The following is a 22237-nucleotide window of genomic DNA, read 5'->3' as shown; positions in this document are numbered from 1 at the left end:
ACCAGCCTGTCATCTATAAATATGTTTTAAGCCCGGCATTTTATACATTCGCTATATTAACCAAGCCCTATATCAAACTGATATGAAAAACTTTACCAGATTACTCATTGCATCGGCATTATTTACCGGTAGTACAGCCTTCGCGCAAACCAAAAACGCGGTGGTAGATAACATTGTAAAAGAAGGGACCGAAAACTCCCAGCTCGAAAAACTGGCCCACGAACTGCTCGACGGTATTGGCCCGCGCCTGGTAGGCACGCCACAATTTGACCAGGCCGGTAAATGGGCGCTTGATAAATACAAAGGCTGGGGCATTACCGCACGGCAGGAAAAATGGGGCGACTGGCGCGGATGGGAACGCGGCACATCGCATATTGATATGGTTTACCCCCGTATCCACAGTATTGAAGGCACTCAGCTGGCATGGAGCCCCGGCATGAAAAAGGCAGTAACCGCCGAAACCATTATTTTGCCTGATGTGGCCGATTCTGTTGCTTTTGAAAAATGGCTGCCAAGTGTTAAGGGCAAATTTGTAATGATATCTATGAACCAGCCAACCGGCCGGCCCGATGATAACTGGAAGGAGTTTGGGCTGAGCGGATCGATAGATAAGATGAAGGAAGCGCGTACTGCCCAAACCGCTGCATGGCGTAAACGCATATCCAATACGGGTTTTAATAACAAAACATTACCCGTAGCGCTTGAAAAAGCGGGTGCAGCCGGTATTATTGGCAATTACTGGAGCGCAGGCTTTGGTGTTGACAAAATATTTGGCGCCTACACCAAAACCATCCCTACGGTTGATATAGCGCTGGAAGATTACGGATTGCTTTACCGCCTTACCGAAAACGGCGAAAAACCACGCATTACTATCCAAACCGAATCAAAAGAACGCGGCCCGGTGCCAACCTTTAACATAATCGGCGAAATAAAGGGTACCGAAAAACCAAATGAATACGTGATGCTGTCTGCCCACTTCGATTCGTGGGATGGCGGTACAGGCGCTACCGATAACGGTACCGGTACCCTAACTATGATGGAGGCCATGCGCATCCTTAAAAAAGCTTATCCGCACCCAAAACGCACCATATTGGTAGGGCACTGGGATAGCGAAGAGCAGGGCCTTAATGGCTCGCGGGCTTTTGTGGAAGACCACCCCGAAATTGTGGCCAACCTGCAGGCTTTGTTTAACCAGGATAACGGCACAGGCCGCGTGGTTAACATTGGCGGACAAGGTTTTGCCAAAGCAGGCGATTTTATCAGCCGCTGGCTGGAGGCTGTGCCCGATACCATCCGTCACCAGATAAAAACCAGCTTCCCCGGCTCACCCGGTGGCGGCGGCTCAGATTTCGCATCGTTTGTGGCAGTTGGCGCGCCGGGCTTTTCGTTAGGGTCTAACAGCTGGTCGTACGGTAATTACACCTGGCACACCAACCGCGATACCTACGACAAAATTGTTTTTGACGATGTACGCAGCAACGCTATATTAACCGCCATATTGGTTTACATGGCCAGCGAAGACCCGGCCAAAATGCCGCGCGATAAAGCAGAATTGCCTGTTAACACCCGTACCGGCAAACCCGGCACCTGGCCCGAGCAGGTAAAAGCAAACCGCCACGGTGGTTTCGATTGATAATAACTGATCTGATTATATTAAGGCCCGCTCCGTTTTACGGTAGCGGGCTTTTTTGTAACCGGGATGTCTTTCTTCTTCGCGCGTTATTGCGGGTGACAGCAACCTTCGATAGGCATGTAGCCAATTTATGCTTTGTTAGGGTTGATAGTTAGGTTTGGTAGTTAGTTCTTCGTTAGGAATGGCAGTGATCATATGAGCGTCAGTGGATGTTACTTTCTTTTCTCTCAAAAGAAAGTAACCAAAGAAAAGTCGCAGCTGCGCCCTGCTCTGTGAAAGTTAGTGCTAAAGCAGGTGCTGTGCCACCGAACAGGCCAATGCTGCATTTTGGGGTTATGTTCCGTTCGTCAGGCCCCCTTATCCAACATTGGAGCACGCCTGTGGCGTGTATGCCATCGGTTATTTCTGAACCATGATTTACCTGATTAGAGGATTTGATTTTTCCAGCCTGTCAGCAAAACGGCTTCGGGCGAAAGCGGGCAGAACAATGGTGGGTTGCGCGTGGCAGGGGCATAGGAAATTTTTGCAGGAGCGCGGGAAATGTGGAACGCAGTGGGGCAAAAAGATTCCAGCCCGTGGTTCTGGCTGGTTTGCGGGGCAAAGGCCATGTGCGGCAAAGAAGCCTTTTTGCTGACTTGATTTTTGGTTACTTTGTATCAAGACAAAGTAACAGCCCTCCGCGGCAATTGAGTGGGCTAACTTTCATAAAGCATAAGCCTGTAGTTTACTTACTGCCCGTATAAGATTTTTCGCTATCGCTCAAGAGATAGTTTCTCCTCGTAACTCGTTCGAAACGACATCGCATTAAGGTAATGCGGCTGAGAATAACGTCCTTACTTCTTCCCTATCGCATACTTTATCCCACCCAATAAATGCTTCAAATAAAGCGGATCGGCGTATGAGGCATCGGTGTGGCCGAGGGCGGTATAGAAAGAACGGCCGCCATCGTAGTTATGGTACCAGCTCATAGGGTGGTTATCGCCGTTTTCGCCGCCGGTGTAGCTTTTTTCATCTATTTTGATCAGCACCTGCAGGTCGCCGGCCATCCATTTGTAGTTATACCATTCATCCAGCCGGCGCCAGGTTGCGGGCAGGTGGTTGGTAGCCGGGAAACCTCTGTCTACCACCTCCAGGTTTGCTTCCTGTTGTTTGGAGGGGTGGCTTTTAAAATAAGCGCCTACCAGGTTACCGTACCAGGGCCAGTCGTACTCGGTATCGGTGGCGGCATGCACCCCAACAAAACCGTGACCGGCACGGATATACTGCTCAAACGCGGCCTGCTGCTCATTATTCAGCACATCGCCGGTAGTGCTCAGGAATATAACCGCGGCATACTGTTTTAAATTAGCAGCCGTAAATTTGGCCGAATTGGTGGTGGTATCCACATCAAAATTATTCTGTTTACCCAGTTTAATAATTGCCGGGATCCCCACCGCGATAGATTCGTGATGAAAGCCCGCCGTTTTACAAAAAATAAGCACTTTAGGGCGTGGTTTAGCAAAGCTAATAGCCGTTATAAAACAAAGCGCCAGCGCGATGATCAATGTGTTTTTTATTTTCATGATGTGTGAACCTGAATTTATTAATTTAAGAATGGGCAGAATATTCTGTTTAACATAATCTCTCTCTAATCTCTACAAATTCCGCTTCTTCAACTCATCTGCCGCAAAGTTTGCAGCCCTTGCAGTCAAGGCCATATAGGTTAACGAAGGGTTCTGGCATGCCGACGAGGTCATGCAGGCGCCATCGGTAACAAATACGTTTTTGGCGTCCCACACCTGGTTGTTGCCATTAAGTACCGATGTTTTGGGGTCGCGGCCCATACGTGCCGTACCCATTTCGTGGATGCCATCACCAATATTGTGGCCGCTATCGTGGGTTTCCACATTTTTAACGCCGGCGGCTTCCAGCATGGCTTTGGCCTCTTTCACAATATCGATGCGCATTTTCTTCTCGTTATCCTTTATTTCGGCATCCATATTAAGTATAGGCAGCCCCCACTTGTCCTTGCGGGTTGGGTGCAGGGTAATTTTATTTTCGTGATAAGGCAGCAATTCCCCAAAACCGCCGATGCCTATGCGCCAGCCTCCCGGTTCAGATAGCTCATCCTTGTACGCTCCGCCAATGTTCATCTCAGCTATCTCGCGGCTCCAGCCATTACGGCTTGCACCGCCCTGGTAGCCAAAGCCGCGCAGATAATCACGCTTATCATCGCCAACATTGGCAAACCTTACTACGTATGGGCCGTTTGGCCTGCGGCCGTAATAGTATTTATCATCGTACCCTTCTACATCGCCGCTGGCACCCAGGTTGTAGTGGTGGTCCATAATGTTATGCCCAAGTTCGCCGCTGCTGCTGCCAAGGCCGCCCTCCCATATATCGGTCGCCGAGTTCATCAGCACCCAGGCGCTGTTCAAAGCGGAAGCGTTCACAAACACGATCTTCGCGTAAAACTCATAGGTTTTGTTGGTTTCGGCGTCCAGTACCTCCACCCCTTTTGCCTTTTTGCTGTCTTTATCGTAGAGTATTTTGGTAACGATAGATTGCGGCCTCACGGTTAAATTCCCAGTCTTTAACGCAGCGGGAAGTGTTGACGATTGCGTACTGAAATATCCCCCGAAAGGGCAGCCCTCCCAGCACCGGTTACGGAACTGGCAGCCTGTGCGGTATGGTATAGCCTTAGTTAAATTAGCCACCCTGCCAATGATCATGTGCCGGCCAAATTGTTTTTTTATGCTTGCTGCCACATCGCGCTCTACCCAGTTGAGATCCATCGGCGGTAAAAACTGGCCGTCGGGCAGGTTGGGGATGCCCTCGATAGAGCCGCTTATACCGGCAAATTTCTCGGCATGGTCATACCAGGGTGCAATATCTTTATAGCGGATAGGCCAGTCAATTGCCCAGCCATCCTTCGCGTTAGCATCAAAATCAAGGTCGCTCCAGCGGTAGCTTTGGCGGCCCCACAGAATAGAGCGCCCGCCCAAACGGTACGACCGCCACCAGTTAAAGGGCTTCACCTCGGCGTAAGGGGCTTCCTGCTCGTTTACCCAGGCATCCATTATCGCCTCCTGTGCACCCCAGTTGCGTGATATTACCGGGCGCTGTTTACGCTGAGCTTGTGTTGCATTACCACGATGCTCGAAATCCCAGGGGTTGTATTGTGCTGTTTTATAATCCTTTATATGTTCGTAATTGGGGCCGCGCTCCAGCATTATGGTTTTTAAGCCGCGTTCGGTAAGCTCTTTTGCAGCCCATCCGCCGCTAATGCCCGATCCTATTACAATTGCATCGTACGTGTTATTGGCCGTAGCCTTGCCATTAATGTTGGGTGCGTTTACTGACATAATTTAAAGGTTTAAACCGGTTTAGGGGCACCGGTAATGGTAATTGGTTTAACAATACTATTAATTAATAGCCAATAAATCAATTGTATTGTAAACAATTATAATTCGACGGAAAATAATATTGCAATGCATTACTTTTGTGTATGCTTCGTATCAGCCAGCTAAACATTTATCCCATAAAATCCCTTGGCGGAATTTCGCTTACTACCGCACAGCTAACTGACCGCGGCCTGCAACACGACCGCCGCTGGATGCTGACAGATAGCAGCAACCGTTTCCTGTCGCAACGCGAACATGCGCAAATGGCATTACTTAAAATGGACTTATTGAGCGACGCTTTGAAGGTTACTTACACGGTGGATGGCTCCTCCCTGCTTATCCCGTTTAAACCTTTAAAAACCGATCTGCTGGATGTAATTATCTGGGACGATACCTGCACCGCCCAATTGGTGAGCGACGAGGCGGATGCCTGGTTCACGGCTAAATTAGGGGCACCTACCCGGCTGGTTTACATGCCCGATGAAACCCATCGCCCTACCGACCCAAGATACACTGTACCCGGCCATATAGCTTCTTTTGCCGATGCCTATCCCGCCCTCATCATTGGCCAGGCATCGCTGGATGATTTGAACAACAGGCTGGCAGAAAAGCTGCCCATGAACCGTTTCAGGCCCAATATTGTGTTTGAAGGCGGCGAGCCTTATAGCGAAGACTTAATGGACCACATCCAAATAAATGGTGTTGATATGTATGGTGTAAAGCTTTGCGCCCGCTGTGTGATGACCACTATTGACCAGGAAACTACTGCAAAAAGTAAGGAGCCACTTAAAACCCTCGCCCGTTATCGCCGTAAGGGCAGTAAGATCCTGTTTGGCCAAAACCTGGCGTTTAACAGCAACGGCGTTTTAAATGTTGGCGATGAGATAAATGTATTATCGCTGCATACCGAAGAACGGTTTATGGTAGCTGCTACCTCGGTAGTTTAACTTTGTAGACCGTGATAAACATGAAATCATTCCTATTCCAAGTAAGTTGCATTTTTTTATTTTGCCTTTCTGCTGCTGCTCAAGTAAATGACAATAAAATAAGGCTTTCCGTGTTAAAAAAAGGCATCGTTGGCCACACTTTTGTTTTTGGAAAATGGACAACAGACGGTAATACGGAAACACATTTAAAATATTTAGGATCAGTAACTACCACGAAAGGAAAAACCTATAAATTATTAACTTCAATTTGGTACTGGGGCTTATCCCACAGGGCAACTTCGCGCATACTGATCTATTCGGCAAGCAACAGATACATTGGCGAATACAATGTTGGTTCCGTATACGACCTACCTGATAAACTTACAAATGGTAACCTATTATTTCACAATGACGATAACCCTAATTGCGATAAGTACACCTCCACCGCAATCACCTTAACCGGAGGCCTACCTAAACATATTTTTATTAAGTGCAAACGGGATGAGGGTGACTTATACGACCTTACCTCCACCAATTAAATTAGAAATTTGGATTACGCCCGCTTTCAAAATATTTCTCCACGCAAACTACTTATCTTAAAATTTACTTGTTAAAATTGCGTTGTTAATTTTTGTCGATTGCCCGTTATGATTTGGGCGCTTAATTTTACATCTTTACCCAATGTTCAGAGAGATAAAGAACCGGTATCTACGCTACTTTACTGTATTTATATATTTCATTATTGTCTTTTTCTGCGCCATCGAAATAAACTTTCTGTGGCTTTTTGGGTACTCGCCTGATATGGAGGATATTAAAACACCTACCATGTCGGTCGCATCAGAAGTTTATACCGCCGATGGTAAGCTTATCGGCAGGTTTTATAAAGAGAACCGCTCTCCCGTCGATTTTAAAAGCATATCCCCTAACCTGATAAACGCCTTGGTAGCTACCGAAGATGTGCGCTTTTACAAACATGGCGGGGTGGATTTCCTGGGCTTTATGGGCAGCCTGGTTTCCACCGCAAAAGGCGACCGCCGCGGCGGCAGCACCATTACCCAGCAACTTGCAAAAAACCTGTTCAATACCCGCAAGCGTAAATCGCAGGGGCTTATCAGGCATATACCGCTTTTACGTACCGTGGTTTTTAAGTGTAAGGAATGGATAACTGCTTATAAAATTGAGCACCAATATAATAAGCAGCAAATACTTACCATGTATTTAAATACCGTTCCGTTTGGTAATAACTCATTCGGTATTAAAACGGCTACGTTAAAATATTTCAATAAATCGCCAAATGCGGTAAACCCTGCCGAAGCTGCAACCTTAATTGGAATGCTAAAGGCTACATCAACCTACAACCCAAAAACCAACCCCGAAAGATCACTTGAGCGACGTAACGTGGTGTTAAGCCAGATGGAAAAATACGGTTACCTTAAAAAACCGGAATACGCCGCTAACGCCGCCCTGCCTTTAAACCTTAACCTTAATTACCGCGATAACACCGGGCAGGAAGATTCATACATACGCCGCGCGGTTGAAAAATGGCTGGATAAATGGTGCAAACAAAACGATTACGACCTGTACGAAGACGGTTTAAAGATCTACACCACTATCGACTCAAAACTACAGCAATACGCCGAAGAAGCGGTTGCGCAAAAAATGAAAATGCTGCAAAAGCGCTTTAACAACCTGTGGGGCAACAAAAACCCATGGAGGGACAGTAAAGGCGTTGAGATAAAAGATTTTTTACTTAAAGCCGAGCAAAGGCTGCCGATATATAAACTGCTGAGCAAAAAATATAAGGGCGATACCACCCAGATAAACAACTACTTTGAGAAAAAGAAACGCATGAGCGTGTTTACCTGGAATGGCGACAAGGATACTACCTTCTCCAGCGTCGATTCGATTAAGTACTATACCAGGATCCTGAACACCGGTATGATGACCATGGAGCCATCAACCGGGAAAATAAAAGTTTGGGTTGGCGGTATCGATCATAAATATTTTAATTACGACCATGTAAACCAGGCCAAACGCCAGGCAGGTTCTACATTTAAGCCTTTTGCCTATGTTACCGCGCTTGATAACGGCTTCACCCCTTGCGATAAATTTACCGATAAGCCTGTTACCATTAAATTTAAAGATAATGGCAAGGACGATGTATGGCAGCCAAACAATGCCGATTTCCATTTCTCGTACCGCGAAATGTCGTTACGCTGGGCGATGGGTAAATCGGTAAACTCGATAACCGCGCAGGTAACCGAGCATGTAGGCTGGGATAAAATTGTAGAGTACGCGCACAAAATCGGCATCGAAAGTCCGCTAAAATCGGTACCGTCGGTTTCATTAGGCTCAAACGATGTATCGGTTTTTGAAATGGTGCGGGCTTACAGCACCTTCCTGAACAAAGGCGAAAAGGTTGACCCGCTGCTGGTAACCAAAATAACCGACCAAAAAGGTGATGTTATACAGGAATTTACGCTAAAGGCCGAACGCGTTTTAAGCGAAGAAACCGCGTGGCTGATGCTGTATATGTTCCGCGGCGGTATGGAAGAACCGGGCGGCACCTCGCAGGCCTTGTGGGAATATCCAAGCCTTTGGAAAAAGAACAACCAGATAGGCGGTAAAACCGGTACATCAAGCGATTATGTGGACGGCTGGTATATGGGCATCACCAAGGACCTGGTAACGGGCATTTGGGTTGGCGCCGACGACCGCAGCGTCCACTTCACCTCGTCAGAAACGGGTGAAGGCTCGCACACCGCCTTGCCTATTTTTGGCACCTTTATGGAAAAAGTTTACGCCGATCCCAATTCGGGCTATACTTATGGGCCCTTCCCTAAGCCCTGGGTGAAGATAACAAAGGAATACATGTGCCCGTCGCCGGTTATACGCGAGGATACCACATCTACTGATAGCCTGATGGAAATGCCAATGGATACTACCGGCACACCCGTAACTGTGCCGGCACCGGCCGAGAACCCCGAGGGTACCCCGCCGGCTACAAAATAATTTAAGCAACCAGGCTTGCTTGGGGCACGTATTTAATATAAATTAGCATTGTATAATACGCTATATATGAATAAACGGTTCCCCTTTAATTTATCCATAAAGTATCCTTTTATATTATTATGCCTTGTGGCGGCTTTGCTGTTTAACCAGCAGGCCAGCGCCCAATACTTTGGCCAAAATAAAGTGCGGTATAAAAACCTCAAATTTAAGGTTTACAAAACCCCGCACTTCGAGATCTATTATTACCTGAAGAATGATAGCCTGATAAAACGCTTTGCCCAGGAAAGCGAGCTTTGGTACACGCTGCACCAGCAGGTGTTCCGCGATACGTTTAACAGGCCCAACCCTATTATATTATACGCCAACCACCCCGATTTTCAGCAAACCACCGCTATTGATGGCGAAATCAGCGTAGGTACAGGCGGTATTACCGAAGGTTTAAAGAACCGCGTGGTGATGCCCATTATGGAAACCAACCAAACTACCCGCCACGTTTTGGGGCACGAGTTGGTTCACGCTTTTCAATATCATACTTTACTTGGCAGCGATTCGTCGAATTTTGAGAACATTGGCAACCTGCCGTTGTGGATGATTGAGGGTATGGCCGAATACCTGTCGTTAGGTAAAAAAGATGCCTACACGGCCATGTGGATGCGCGACGCGTATTTAAACCACGATATACCTACCGTACGCGACCTTACCCAAAGCAATAAATATTTCCCCTACCGTTACGGCGAGGCATTCTGGTCGTTCTTAGGGTCAACCTATGGCGATACCATTATTGTGCCTTTCTTTAAAAACACCGCGCGTTTTGGTTTGGAGTATGGCATACGCCGTACGTTTGGGTACGATGATAAAACCCTGTCGCGCTTGTGGCAAAACTCTATCGAAAACACTTACAAGCCATTTTTAAAAGATACCGTACAAACGCCTGTGGGCACCCGTGTTGTTGATGTCAGGGCCGGCGGCGACCTTACTGTTGCCCCGTCGGTTAGTCCCGATGGCAAGTACCTGGCCTTTCTTTCGTCCAAAAGCCTTTTCAGTATAGACCTTTACCTGGCCGATGCAAAAACGGGCCGGGTGATCAAGCGGCTCACCAGTAAGGTATCCAATACCCATATCGATGAGTTTAACTTTATCGAGTCGGCGGGCACGTGGTCGCCGGACAGCAAGAGATTCGCGTTCAGCGTGTTCAGCAAGGGGCGCAACCGTATGCTGGTTGTTGATGTACCCGATGGCCGCATTGTAAACGATGTATCTATGGAGAAAGCCGAGCAGTTTAGTAACCTCTCGTGGTCGCCGGATGGGAAGAATGTTGTTTTCCAGGGCTTATCCGAAGGGCAGAGCGACCTGTACATGTACAGTTTCGATTCAAAAAAGGTAACCCAGCTTACCAACGATAAATTTTCCGACTATCAGCCCAATTTTTCGAGGGATGGCAAGCGTGTTATTTTTTCGAGCGACAGGGCCACTTACGATACAAAACTTTCGCAGGATATTACCTTCAACTTAGCCGAGCTGGAGATAGCAACCGGCAAGGTAACCGATATTAAGGTGTTCGACGGGGCCAATAACCTTAACCCGCAATACTCGTCAGATGGTACGCAGGTTTACTTCCTGTCTAACAAAGATGGGTTCAGGAACTTATACCGCTACACCCTGGCAGGCGGCAAGGTAGAGCAAATGACCGACCTTTTCACCGGCATCTGCGGCATTACCGAGTATTCGCCCGCGCTAAGCCTTTCGGCTAATAATGATGTGGTTTACTCCTACTACCGCGCCCAAAAATATGCTATTTATAACGCCAAAGTATCTGATTTTAAACCGGTAGTGGTTGATGCAGGCAGCACAAACTTTACAGCCGCCATGCTGCCGCCGTTGCGGGCCGTGGGTGTCGACCTCATCAACAGTAACCTTAACAATTACCTGGCCTATAGCAAAATACCGCTCGATTCTATCCGCGCCATCCCTTACAAACCGAAATTTAAGTTAGATTACCTGGCAAGCAACGGCATCGGCGCTTCGGTAGGCTCGTACGGTACAGGTTTATCAAGCGGTGTGCAGGGGGTTTTCAGCGATATTTTGGGCCGTAACCAGATCTACGCGGGTTTGGCGGTAAACGGCGAGATATATGATTTTGGCGGGCAGGTAGTTTACATAAACCAGCAGGGGCGCTGGAACTTTGGTTTGGGCATCTCGCATATCCCTTATCAATCGGGTACCTATGGCTACGGCTTTACTACTTTAGATTTCAACGGCCAGCAGGTGCCTGTTTTTGAAGAAAAAACGGATATCATCCGCACGTTTGAAGATCAGCTGCAGGTTTTTGCATCCTACCCGCTATCAAGATCGTTACGGGCAGAGGTGGGTACATCCGCCTCGCGTTACTCTTACCGGGTCGACAGGTACAGCACTTATTATAATTATGGCATTATACAGGATGGAGAAGGTAACGAGCAAACTGTAATAGGCAATGCCATCGATTTTAAAAAGCATAAGATCTCGCGCGAACAATTCCGCACCGAATACGGGCAGGACCTGAAACCTTTTGCCATATACGGCCTAAGCACCGCTTTGGTTGGCGACGATTCGTACTTCGGCATCGCCGCGCCGCTTAACGGGCATCGTTTCCGCATCGAAGCTGAATATAATTTTGGCACTTATCACTTTTTTGCACCTACAATTGATCTGCGGAAATATGTACGTACCGCCCCGGTTACATTTGCAGCAAGGCTTTACGGCTATGGCCGCCTGGGCGGTGATGCAAGCGCCCTTTACCCGCTATATGTAGGCTACCCGTTTTTAATACGCGGGTATGAGGCGCAAACTTTTTATAATGCGCAAAAGGCAACTACAAACAATTTCACTATCGATCAGCTTTCGGGGAGCCGTATAGCGGTAGCAAACTTTGAGATACGCCTGCCTTTTACAGGCCCCGAGAAATTAGCTGTAATAAAATCGAAATTTTTGTTTACCGATCTGAACGTATTTTTTGACGCGGGTTTGGCCTGGAACAAAGGCGACCAGGTGCAATTTAAATCTAACCCCGATGTGGTAGGCTCCAGAACCGTTGTAGACCCATCTACCGGCGCCCCTTTTAGCGTACCCGTATATAGCCGTGTACCTGCACTTAGCGCGGGTATATCGTTAAGGGTAAATGTTTTTGGCGCTTTTATACTGGAACCCTATTACGCCATACCGTTCAACCGGTCGGATGTGAAGAAACCCGTGTTTGGGTTAACGTTTGCACCGGGATGGTAGGTTGATTGCTGATTTTAGATTTACGATTTCAGATTTAGCGCGTGCAATATGTGCTCGTTCTTTTTTTGTCGCCTAAGATTACTCTTTACCCCTCAAAATCAGACGTAGCAATGACATCTAAACCGACACGGTATTCGTAAATTGTATTATTATGAGAAAGTCAATTTTAGCAATACTGATAATTGGCGTTATTACGGCCTTTGGCTGCGATAACAGCAACGGGCAAAATAAAACTACCCAAGAAAAAAGAAGATTAGGCAAAACCGCTGCGGAGTGGAAGAAAAAGCTTACGCCTAACCAATACGAAATTATGGTGAACCGGGGCACCGAACCGCCTTTTAACAATGCTTATCACGATAATCACCAGAAAGGTGTTTATTTAAGCGCCGCTACAGGCGAAGTATTATTTAGCTCGGCCGATAAATTTGACAGCGGCACCGGCTGGCCAAGTTTTGTAAAAGCGGTTGACCCCAACAAAGTTGAAGTTGTGCACGATAGCAGCTTTGGCATGAGCCGCGATGAGGTTGTTGAAAAAAGTACAGGATTGCACCTGGGCCATGTTTTCGACGACGGACCAAAAGACCGCGGCGGCAAAAGATATTGCATGAACTCGGGCGCCTTAATATTTGTTAAACAGTAATTACTATTAAACGGCAACCGCCCTGCGCACCGCTTGTATAGATGGCCTGCCGTAAATGGCGGGCCTTACCCTTACACCACTTTCGTATTTTAAACCTGCGGTAAGGTCAACCCAATCGGGGTTTACGGGGCGTATCATTTTCTCTTTTTGCGGGCGGGTAAAAGTGCTCACCATTTTAAAGCGCTCCATCGCCTGCTCTTCGGTGTTTATTTCTTCAAAATAAACCAGCCGGTTCAATTGCTGCGCACTGTCGAAAAATAAGGTAGGCATCTCGCCATAAAACTTTAAGGTTTTAAGTAAGTCGGTGCACATGCCAACATGTAAATTTTTCCTGTTCCTGTCTGTGATGATATAAACGAACCTCTTCATTTGATAAAAAAATTTGCTGATTAAAAAATAATTACTAATTTTATGAGCATAAAAATACTAACTATTTTAGCAATTCCAAATTTTTATGGCAAAAATTTCACAAAATATTAAGTTCCTTAGGAAAAAGAAGGGATTAACCCAACAGCAATTCGCTGATCAGGTAGGTATAAAACGCTCATTAGTAGGTGCATACGAAGAAGAACGTGCCGAGCCAAAGTATGAACTACTAAAACAATTAGCAATCTTCTTTGATGTATCAATTGATGATTTTATCAACGAAACCATCGACGAGAAGTGGGCCCCAAAGCCAAAAGGTAACCCGGCAAACCTCAGGATACTAAGTATTTCGGTAGATAAGGAAGATAACGAAAATATTGAGATGGTGCCTTTAAAGGCCAGCGCCGGCTATTTAAACGGCTACGCCGACCCCGAATATGTATCGCAATTGCCAAAATTATACCTGCCCATGTTTAAGCAGGGTACCTACCGCGGGTTCGAGATCAAAGGCGATTCGATGCTGCCGCTGCAATCAGGCACTATCATTATAGGCGAGTACCAGGAGAACTGGGCCGATGTAAAAATTGGCGAAACCTATGTGATCATCTCCAAAAACGATGGCGTGGTTTACAAACGCGCCGGCAATAAATATAAAGAAGGCCGCAACCTTAAACTGATATCAGACAACCCGGTGTACGAGCCATACGAAATAAGTGCCGAGGATGTACTGGAAGTTTGGAAGGCCAAGGCTTATATCTCTACCCATATGCCCATGCCAACACCCGAGCCTACTATGGAAAGCCTGACCAGTATGATGGCCCAGATGCAGCGCTCGATAGCTAATTTGAATAATAAGGACGTAAATTAACTACGGCAACAATTAAGTTACACAGTAACAGGTTAAACTATTCACCGTTATCTTTATCATAACATCAATTAAATTAAAACTAAAAAAATTAGAGTATGAAAAAGATTATGATGATCTGCCTGTTCCTTTTCGGAATATCAGCAGTTAGCTTTGCCCAGGGCCGCCCAAGAATGACGACCGCCGACAGGGTTAAAGCTATGAAGGAAACCCTTAAGCTTACCGACGACCAGGCAGCAAAAATTACGGTGATCTACGATGCGCAGGTGAAATCGATGGATAGCCTGCGTAATGCAGGTGGCGACATAAGGACACAAATGCGCCCGATGATGCAGGCCACTATGGATAAAGTTAAGGCTGTATTAACTGCAGACCAGGCTGCTGCATGGCAGAAAGAGATGGACGAAAGACGCGCCCAACGCCAAAACGGTGGCGGCGGCCGTTAAGTAAAAACATTATTAATAATAAAAGGAGCGGCTATAAGCCGCTTTTTTTATTTTAGCAGAAAATTAATGGCGTGGCATCATCAGAAAAATATATCCAAACCAAACTTGATGAGCGCAAATTACTGGGCAACTACCGCACCCTGCGGCCCGAAGGTACCCTTGGAGATTTTTGCACTAACGATTACCTGGGCTTTGCCCGCTCCCCTGTTTTAAAAGCCAGTATACAGCACGAAACTGATAACCACCCGCTAAGTTTGAATGGCGCCACAGGCTCACGACTGATCTCCGGTAATTTGTCTTATGCCGAAAAGCTGGAAAAAGCTATCGCCGCCTACCATCAGGCTGATGCTGGTTTGTTGTTCAACTCGGGGTATGATGCCAATGTGGGGCTGTTCTCGTCGTTACCACAAAAAGGTGATACCGTTATATGCGACGAGCTGGTACATGCCTCTGTTATCGACGGTGCGCGCTTGAGCTATGCCAACCGCTATACCTTCCGCCACAACGATCCGGAGAGCCTGGAGGGCAAGTTAAAGGCTGCTAAGGGCATTTGCTATGTGGCGATAGAAAGCGTTTACTCCATGGATGGCGACACCCCGCCTGTTGCTGACATCCTGAAGCTAACCCAACAATATGGCGCGCATTTAATTGTCGACGAAGCGCATGCGGTCGGCCTGTACCCTGCCGGAATGATAAGCGACCTGAATTTACAGGATCAGGTTTTTGCCCGTATAATAACCTTTGGCAAGGCGCTGGGCTGCCATGGGGCTATTATACTGGGCAGTAATTTGCTGCGCGAATACCTCATCAATTTCGCGCGGTCGTTTATTTACACCACAGCGGCGCCGTTTCATCAGCTGGCGGCGGTAAAAATGGCTTATGGCCTGCTGCAAAAATCATCGGCAGAGATCGGGCAACTGCATACTAACATCAGCCTTTTTAAACAGGGAATTAAACAAAGCGATACTCATCCCCTGCTGCAAAGCGACAGCGCCATTCAGTGCGTACTATTAAACAGCAACGAAAAGGCTAAACAGGCAGCCCAGCAACTGCAAAACGCAGGACTTGACGTACGTGCCATATTAAGCCCCACCGTAGCACAAGGCACCGAGCGCATCAGGATCTGCATCCACTCCTACAACACTGCCGAAGAAATTGACTTGCTTACATCAACCATCAATAACATCACCCATGTATAAACCTTTATTTGTAACCGGTATAGGAACCGATATTGGTAAAACGCTGATCTCGGCCATATTGGTGGAAAAGCTAAAATGCGATTACTGGAAGCCTGTGCAATCCGGCGAATTGGATAACTCCGACACGATAAAGGTGCAGCGGCTGGTATCAAATGAAGTTTCAGTATTTCATCCCGAAACTTATCGCTTGACCCAACCCTACTCGCCCCACAAATCCGCGGCGATTGACGGGATCGGGATAGACGAAAAAACCATCATCGCCCCAAAAACCGACAACCGGTTGCTGATAGAAGGCGCAGGCGGCCTGATGGTACCATTAAATAACCATTTCCTGGTTATTGACCTGATCAAACAATTAAATGCCGAAGTGATATTGGTATCGCAAAACTACCTGGGCAGCATAAATCATACAATCCTATCTATCGAAGCTTTAAAACAGCGCGGCATCCCTGTTAAGGGTATTATATTTAATGGTGATGAGAATACCTCGACCGAAGAGTACATTACCACCTACACGCAGATAAACCATTTGGGGCGGATTCCGGTGCTTACCACAGTAGATAAAAACACAATTGCTGATGCAGGTAAATATATTTCCTTGTAATTTGCAGCCGTTTTCCAATCCAACGGAAATACCAACCAATTATATATGAAGAATATTTCAATTATAGGCTCGGGTACTATGGGTAACGGCATCGCCCATACCTTCGCGCAAAATGGGTTTAATGTATCACTTGTTGATATCAGCGACAGCGCCCTGCAAAAGGCACTGCAAACCATTGCCGGAAACCTGGACCGCCAGATCAAAAAAGGCGCAATTGACGAAGCCGCTAAAACCACTACCCTGGGCAATATTAAAACCTATACAGATGTGAAGGAAGGCGCCGCCAATGCCGACCTGGTAGTAGAAGCAGCCACCGAAAACCGCGAGATAAAGCTGAAACTGTTTAAACAGCTCAGCGAGATTTGCAAAAGCGATGTGATCCTGGCGTCGAATACCTCGTCTATTTCCATTACCGAAATTGCGGCGGCCACCGCTAACCCGGCTAATGTTATCGGTATGCACTTTATGAACCCGGTACCTATTATGAAACTGGTGGAGGTGATACGCGGGTATGCTACTACCGACGAAGTGACCAACACCATTATGGAACTATCGCGCAAGCTGGGTAAAGACCCTGTTGAGGTGAACGATTACCCCGGCTTTGTGGCCAACCGTATATTAATGCCGATGATAAACGAGGCCATATACACATTGTTTGAAGGCGTTGCCGGCGTGCACGAGATCGATACGGTGATGAAATTGGGTATGGCCCACCCGATGGGCCCGTTGCAACTGGCCGATTTTATTGGTTTGGATGTTTGCCTGGCGATACTTAAAGTGCTGCACAACGGCTTTGGCAACCCTAAATATGCCCCATGCCCGCTATTGGTAAATATGGTTACCGCCGGGCACCTGGGTGTTAAAAGTGGCAGCGGATTTTATAAATATACAGCAGGCAGTAAAGATCTGGTTGTGGCGGAGAAGTTTGCTTAACATCAAATTGTCATGCTGAACGTAGTGAAGCATCTAATCGCCGATTTGCGTGTAGCCGACAGATCTTTCGCTATCGCTCAGGATGACAAGGTTTAAATAATAACACTATGGAAAACGAAACCCCAAACAACGCTAACGACCGCACAGTAACATCTATAAGGGTATTCGATACAACTGCCGAAAAGATGTTTGATGCCTGGACAGACCCCGATAAGCTGGCCAAATGGTGGGGACCAAAAGGGTTCAGCAACACCTTTCACGAATTTAACCCGGTGCCGGGCGGCAACTGGAAATTCACCATGCACGGCCCTACCGGCGCCGACTATCCAAATGAAAGCGTATTTGTAGAAGTTGGCCTCAACAGGATCATTCTAAACCATGTAAACGCGCCAATTTTTACGCTCACTGCCACATTTGAACCTGCGGGTAATCAAACCAAACTTATTTTTGAACAGGAGTTTGAAACGGCTGACCTTTTTGAAAAGGTAAAACACATCTGTATCCCCGCCAACGAAGAGAACTTCGACAGGCTGGAAGCGGTGCTTGAACGATAGAAAGCCCCCCCAGCCGATGCCCCCTAACCCCCTAAAGGGGAAACAAAATTTAAACAAGCCCGACTTGCAGAACAAGTCGGGCTTTAGGTTTTTAAAGCTCCCCCTTAGGGGGCTGGGGGGCTTGGGGCTCTTTTAAACCTTTCTTTTTCTCATCTGTCATATATATCTACCAAAAACAAATACAGATGAAAACACTATCAAAATTTGGGATGATAGCTGCAATAGCGGGGTCGCTGTTCCTGTCATCGTGTGCAAGTGAAACATACGTTGCCGACCAGCCCGTAGAACCGGTTTATGCAAGGCCTGTTGCACCATATGCAAATGCCTACTGGGTACCCGGCGAATGGATTTACCGTGGTAACAGGTACGTATATCGTAATGGTTATTATGTACGCCCGCGTGCTAACCGGGTTTATGTACAAGGCAGCTGGGTACATACGTCAAGGGGCTACGCCTGGCGAAAAGGGCATTGGAGGTAGTCTTTAAGAGAGACAAGACAATTAGAAGCAAGAGACAAGATGAAAAAAGCCCTTAGCAAAGTACTAAGGGCTTTTATCTTGAATCTTATGTCTTGTTTTCTTGCTTCTCTACTAACTACATCCTTTCCGGTACATCTATCCCCAGCAGCCCCATGGCTTTGCTGATGACTTTTGCCGATGCGGCGGATAGCTGCAGGCGGAATTGCTTTAACCGTTCTTCCTCGGCCTGCATGATAGATTTTTCGTGGTAAAACTTGTTATAGTTTTTAGCAAGTTCGTACACATAGTTGGCTATCAGCGCAGGGCTGTGGTTCGCGGCTGCTTCCTGTATAGTTTGCGGGAATTTGGTAAGGGTTACGATCAGGTCGCGCTCTATGTCATCCAGTTCGGCCACATCGTTTGCGCTGCCCTCGGCCGTATAATTAGCCCTGCTCAGTACAGATTTAATACGGGCATGGGTGTACTGGATGAACGGCCCTGTATGCCCCTGGAAGTCTATCGATTCCTTAGGGTCGAACAGCAGGCGTTTCTTAGGGTCAACTTTCAGCAAAAAGTATTTTAAAGCGCCCATACCAATGGTACGGTACAGCTTGTTTTTGTCTTCGTCGGTAAAGCCATCTACCTTACCCATAGCTTCGGTAGTTTCTTTAGCAGTGCCAAACATATCGGCCATCAGGTCGTCGGCATCAACCACCGTGCCTTCGCGGCTTTTCATTTTACCCGATGGCAGGTCGACCATACCATAGGATAAGTGGTACAAGCCCTGCGCCCAGCTTTTACCAAGCTTTTGCAGGATGAGGAAAAGCACCTTAAAGTGATAATCCTGCTCGTTACCAACTACGTAAATGGACTCATCCATTTTAAAATCGTCGTATTTTAACTGGGCGGTACCCAAATCCTGGGTAATGTAAACCGATGTACCATCGGCCCGCAGCACCAGTTTCTGGTCGAGGCCATCTTCTGTAAGGTCTATCCAAACCGAGCCATCTTCCTTTTTAAAGAAAACACCTTTTGCAAGGCCTTCCTCCACAATATCCTTACCTAATAAGTAGGTGTTGCTTTCGTAATAGTATTTATCAAAGCTTACGCCAAGGGTTTTGTAGGTAACATTAAAACCATCGTAAACCCAGCCGTTCATGGTTTTCCACAGGCTGATAACCGCCTCGTCGCCTGCCTCCCATTGCAAAAGCATTTCCTGCGCTTCTTTGATCAGCGGTGCATTCTTTTTGGCTTCATCTTCCGTCTGGCCTTCTTCAACCAGTTCCTGTATCTGTTGCTTATACGCCTTATCAAACCAAACGTAATATTTACCGGCAAGGTGGTCGCCTTTTAAGCCGCTGCTTTCGGGTGTTTCGCCCTGGCCAAACTCGCGCCAGGCCACCATGCTTTTACAAATGTGGATACCCCTGTCGTTTACCAGGTTGGCTTTCACTACATCGTAACCTGCCGCGGCCAATATCTCTGACAGCGAAAAACCTAACAGGTTGTTACGGATGTGCCCCAGGTGCAATGGCTTGTTGGTATTTGGCGATGAATACTCCACCATCACCCTTTTTCCGTTTTGTTTTGCTGCCGCGAAATCATCCGACAGGATATCAGTACGAAGCTGGTCCAGCCAGTAACTATCGGCAATGGATATATTTAAAAAGCCTTTAACAACGTTAAAAGCGGCAATTTCGGGTAAAGCTTTTTGCAGATATTCGCCAATTTCGGCGCCGGTTTGCTCCGGGCCCTTGCGCGATACTTTGGTATATGGGAACGTAACCAGGGTAACCTGCCCTTCAAACTCCTTGCGGGTATCCTGCAGGTTTACATCTTTAGCGGCAATATCGGTTTGGTATAAATCCTTAACGGCCTTAACAACAGCCTCAATAATAAAATCCATCGCGCAAAATTAATAAATAAGTTGGTGGTTGATAGTTGATAGTTCATAGAATTTGATTGGGCGATTAACCACAAGGTGCACAGAGGGGAACACACAAGGCTACGAAGCTTTCTTTGTGACCTTGGTGTTAAATACCACGCAAGTCTTAATGAGCTTTGTGGTGAAATAAAGAAGTGTAAATCAACACAGTATTACAACCAAAAGTGTAAACTTTTTCAGGACGGATTGGGCTTTAAAGTGCTCTGTAAATCCAAAATCGTAATTCTAAAATCTAAAATCAGGGGGTGTCCCATTCCGTCCCATTCAGAAACGAGTGGGACACACTATGAAAATACCATAAAATGTTTATTTATAGATATTTAATATTTAAATGATGAAGTTTTACTTGAGGTAAAAATTGATCTTTATAAAATCGTAAATAATTGATTATTAATGTTTTATATAAGTGTCCCGCGTTGTGTAATATTTAGTGGGACACCTGTATAATTGTTGCTATTTCAAAAGCTGTAAAGCGCCAACTATCATCCATGAACTATCAACTATGAACCCACGCTAAAAAACAATAGCTTTGTTGCTTCTTTATAACCATTTATGACACTTACTGACCAAGATTTTAAGATAGATGTAACATCTGAGATTGGCAACCTGCGCGTACTTTTGGTGCACAGCCCCGATAGCGGGCTGGGCAAAGTAGTACCTTCCAAAGCGCAGGACTGGCTTTTTGAGGATATTGTGCACCTGGATACCATGCGCCGCAAGGAGTACGATTACTACATTAAATTACTGATGTACTTTTTAGACCCGGCCAAAATAAAGGGCAAGCTGAGCGAGATAGACAGTGCCGAAACCAAACGCGATTTTTTTAAGCCTGATAATGCCGCTTTTCATAATTCCACCAAGGTAATTGAGATCCAGACCCTGCTGGGCGATATATTGCAAAAGGACGATATCCGCAAGAAACTGGTGGCAGCCGTTTGTGCTATCGAAAGCTGTAACTACCGCCTGCAATTGCAGCTGATAGATACCGCCCCAATTGAACTTGCCAAGATTTTCATCTCCGGTTCGCTGGATGATGATACCATGATCTTCGCCCCTATCCCCAACCTGATATTTTCGCGCGACCTGGGCATTGCCATCAACAACCATATTTTACTGAACAAACCCGCTAAAAAGGCCCGCTCGCGCGAGACCTTGCTGATGCGTTACATCTTTTTCAACCACCCGATGTTTGAGGCTTATCGCAACAACATCATCGAGATCTCGGAAAATAAGCAGCACTTTTTGCGCCCCGGCGAAGTAAACGAAGAAAAAACCACGCTGGAAGGCGGGGATGTGATGATGGTTAGTCCGCAGCATTTGATCATAGGCTGCAGCGAGCGTACTTCTATCAGCGGTGCTAACGAGGCGATAAAACTATTGTTCGAGAACGATGTGGTGAGTAAGATAACGATAGTAAAAATACCGCATAAGCGCGATTACATGCACATTGATACCGTTTTTACGCAGGTAAAACGCAATATGTGGGTGCTGCTGCGGTCGTTAACCATTACCGAAACCGAGCAATCGCAAAATGAACCTATAGCCTGGTTTGCCGATAAAAAGAATAAGGACAAACCCGAGATAGTACAATTCAGAAAAGGTAAAAAGCCAAAAACCTTTGATACGCTGGAAGCCCTGCTGGATAACATTAGCCAGAAGGACCTGGAAAGCACCGAGCCTACCAAATTCATCTATTCGGGTAACGATGAGTTCCCCTTTGATGCCCGCGAGCAATGGACCGATAGCTGCAACCTGCTTGCCCTAAAGGATGGCGTGGTACTGGGTTACGACCGTAACGATAAAACTGTTGAGGCCTTTAAACAAAGCGGTTTCAACGTTATCCATGTTACCGACCTGTTACCCAAATTTGAAACCGGCGAGATCGACCCGCAAAAAATGAAGGACACCCTGATACTAATGCCATCGGCCGAGCTTTCGCGTGCCCGCGGTGGTTTCCATTGTATGAGTATGCCTTTAAAACGCGATAGCGTTTTTTAGTCATTGTGTCATTA

18 protein-coding genes are annotated in these 22237 nt (G+C 46.7%); 14 read left to right on the top strand and 4 right to left on the bottom strand.

The window, feature by feature from the left end:
- Window positions 1-82 precede the first annotated feature (82 nt).
- Entirely contained in the window at window positions 83-1633 is a 1551-nt protein-coding gene (locus EWM62_RS01230; protein WP_129874823.1) for a M20/M25/M40 family metallo-hydrolase, read from the top strand.
- A gap of 833 nt (window positions 1634-2466) precedes the next feature.
- Here the strand turns inward: EWM62_RS01230 and EWM62_RS01225 are convergent.
- On the bottom strand, window positions 2467-3195 hold the full coding sequence (locus tag EWM62_RS01225; RefSeq protein WP_129874822.1) for a ThuA domain-containing protein: 729 nt from the start codon (window positions 3193-3195) through the stop codon (window positions 2467-2469).
- 72 nt (window positions 3196-3267) lie between these two features.
- Entirely contained in the window at window positions 3268-4977 is a 1710-nt protein-coding gene (locus EWM62_RS01220; RefSeq protein ID WP_129874821.1) for a GMC oxidoreductase, read from the bottom strand.
- A gap of 143 nt (window positions 4978-5120) precedes the next feature.
- On the opposite strand from EWM62_RS01220, the gene EWM62_RS01215 reads away from it, so the two are divergent.
- The 5 genes from EWM62_RS01215 to msrB all read left to right on the top strand — a co-directional run bounded on the left by EWM62_RS01215 (window position 5121) and on the right by msrB (window position 12855).
- Window positions 5121-5963, top strand: a complete 843-nt coding sequence (locus tag EWM62_RS01215) for an MOSC domain-containing protein (protein ID WP_129874820.1) — start codon at window positions 5121-5123, stop codon at window positions 5961-5963.
- A gap of 20 nt (window positions 5964-5983) precedes the next feature.
- Window positions 5984-6481, top strand: a complete 498-nt coding sequence (locus EWM62_RS01210) for a hypothetical protein (RefSeq protein ID WP_129874819.1) — start codon at window positions 5984-5986, stop codon at window positions 6479-6481.
- 142 nt (window positions 6482-6623) lie between these two features.
- A complete protein-coding gene (locus EWM62_RS01205; RefSeq protein ID WP_129874818.1) occupies window positions 6624-8954 on the top strand; it encodes a penicillin-binding protein 1A in 2331 nt (776 codons plus the stop codon).
- Between the two features lie 66 nt (window positions 8955-9020).
- The gene (locus EWM62_RS01200) at window positions 9021-12215 is read left to right on the top strand and encodes a DPP IV N-terminal domain-containing protein (protein ID WP_129874817.1); all 3195 of its coding nucleotides are present in this window, start codon (window positions 9021-9023) and stop codon (window positions 12213-12215) included.
- Between the two features lie 151 nt (window positions 12216-12366).
- Window positions 12367-12855 (top strand): peptide-methionine (R)-S-oxide reductase MsrB, encoded by a 489-nt coding sequence (gene msrB / locus EWM62_RS01195; RefSeq protein ID WP_129874816.1) that lies wholly within the window; start codon window positions 12367-12369, stop codon window positions 12853-12855.
- A gap of 6 nt (window positions 12856-12861) precedes the next feature.
- On the opposite strand, the gene EWM62_RS01190 is transcribed toward msrB, so the two are convergent.
- Window positions 12862-13224, bottom strand: a complete 363-nt coding sequence (locus EWM62_RS01190) for a GIY-YIG nuclease family protein (protein WP_129874815.1) — start codon at window positions 13222-13224, stop codon at window positions 12862-12864.
- Between the two features lie 85 nt (window positions 13225-13309).
- On the opposite strand from EWM62_RS01190, the gene EWM62_RS01185 reads away from it, so the two are divergent.
- The 7 genes from EWM62_RS01185 (at window position 13310) to EWM62_RS01155 (ending at window position 18301) form a co-directional block, all read left to right on the top strand.
- Window positions 13310-14089 (top strand): XRE family transcriptional regulator, encoded by a 780-nt coding sequence (locus tag EWM62_RS01185; RefSeq protein ID WP_129874814.1) that lies wholly within the window; start codon window positions 13310-13312, stop codon window positions 14087-14089.
- A 95-nt stretch (window positions 14090-14184) separates the two neighbouring features.
- Complete coding sequence (locus EWM62_RS01180) at window positions 14185-14532, top strand: Spy/CpxP family protein refolding chaperone (protein ID WP_129874813.1); 348 nt, start codon at window positions 14185-14187, stop codon at window positions 14530-14532.
- 71 nt (window positions 14533-14603) lie between these two features.
- Window positions 14604-15731, top strand: a complete 1128-nt coding sequence (locus tag EWM62_RS01175; protein ID WP_129874812.1) for an aminotransferase class I/II-fold pyridoxal phosphate-dependent enzyme — start codon at window positions 14604-14606, stop codon at window positions 15729-15731.
- Window positions 15724-16335: a dethiobiotin synthase gene (gene bioD / locus EWM62_RS01170; RefSeq protein ID WP_129874811.1), complete on the top strand. Its 612-nt coding sequence runs from the start codon at window positions 15724-15726 to the stop codon at window positions 16333-16335. The genes EWM62_RS01175 and bioD overlap by 8 nt, the downstream gene beginning before the upstream one ends.
- A 45-nt stretch (window positions 16336-16380) precedes the next feature.
- Window positions 16381-17268 carry a 3-hydroxybutyryl-CoA dehydrogenase gene (locus EWM62_RS01165; RefSeq protein ID WP_129874810.1) on the top strand — a complete coding sequence of 296 codons (888 nt, stop codon included), beginning with the start codon at window positions 16381-16383 and terminating at the stop codon, window positions 17266-17268.
- A 107-nt stretch (window positions 17269-17375) separates the two neighbouring features.
- The gene (locus tag EWM62_RS01160; protein WP_129874809.1) at window positions 17376-17822 is read left to right on the top strand and encodes an SRPBCC domain-containing protein; all 447 of its coding nucleotides are present in this window, start codon (window positions 17376-17378) and stop codon (window positions 17820-17822) included.
- 185 nt (window positions 17823-18007) lie between these two features.
- Window positions 18008-18301 (top strand): YXWGXW repeat-containing protein, encoded by a 294-nt coding sequence (locus EWM62_RS01155; RefSeq protein ID WP_129874808.1) that lies wholly within the window; start codon window positions 18008-18010, stop codon window positions 18299-18301.
- Between the two features lie 115 nt (window positions 18302-18416).
- Here EWM62_RS01155 and argS read toward each other — a convergent pair whose 3' ends face one another.
- Window positions 18417-20186, bottom strand: a complete 1770-nt coding sequence (argS, locus tag EWM62_RS01150) for an arginine--tRNA ligase (protein WP_129874807.1) — start codon at window positions 20184-20186, stop codon at window positions 18417-18419.
- 591 nt (window positions 20187-20777) lie between these two features.
- Between argS and EWM62_RS01145 the strand changes: the two genes are divergently transcribed.
- The gene (locus tag EWM62_RS01145; RefSeq protein ID WP_129874806.1) at window positions 20778-22223 is read left to right on the top strand and encodes an arginine deiminase family protein; all 1446 of its coding nucleotides are present in this window, start codon (window positions 20778-20780) and stop codon (window positions 22221-22223) included.
- Window positions 22224-22237: the final 14 nt, after the last annotated feature.

This window comes from Mucilaginibacter terrigena (genome assembly GCF_004168255.1).
In the GTDB taxonomy this organism is placed as follows: Bacteria; Bacteroidota; Bacteroidia; order Sphingobacteriales; family Sphingobacteriaceae; genus Mucilaginibacter; species Mucilaginibacter terrigena.
The sequence above is the reverse complement of the archived record's forward strand: the minus strand, read 5'-3'. Positions and strand labels throughout refer to the sequence as shown.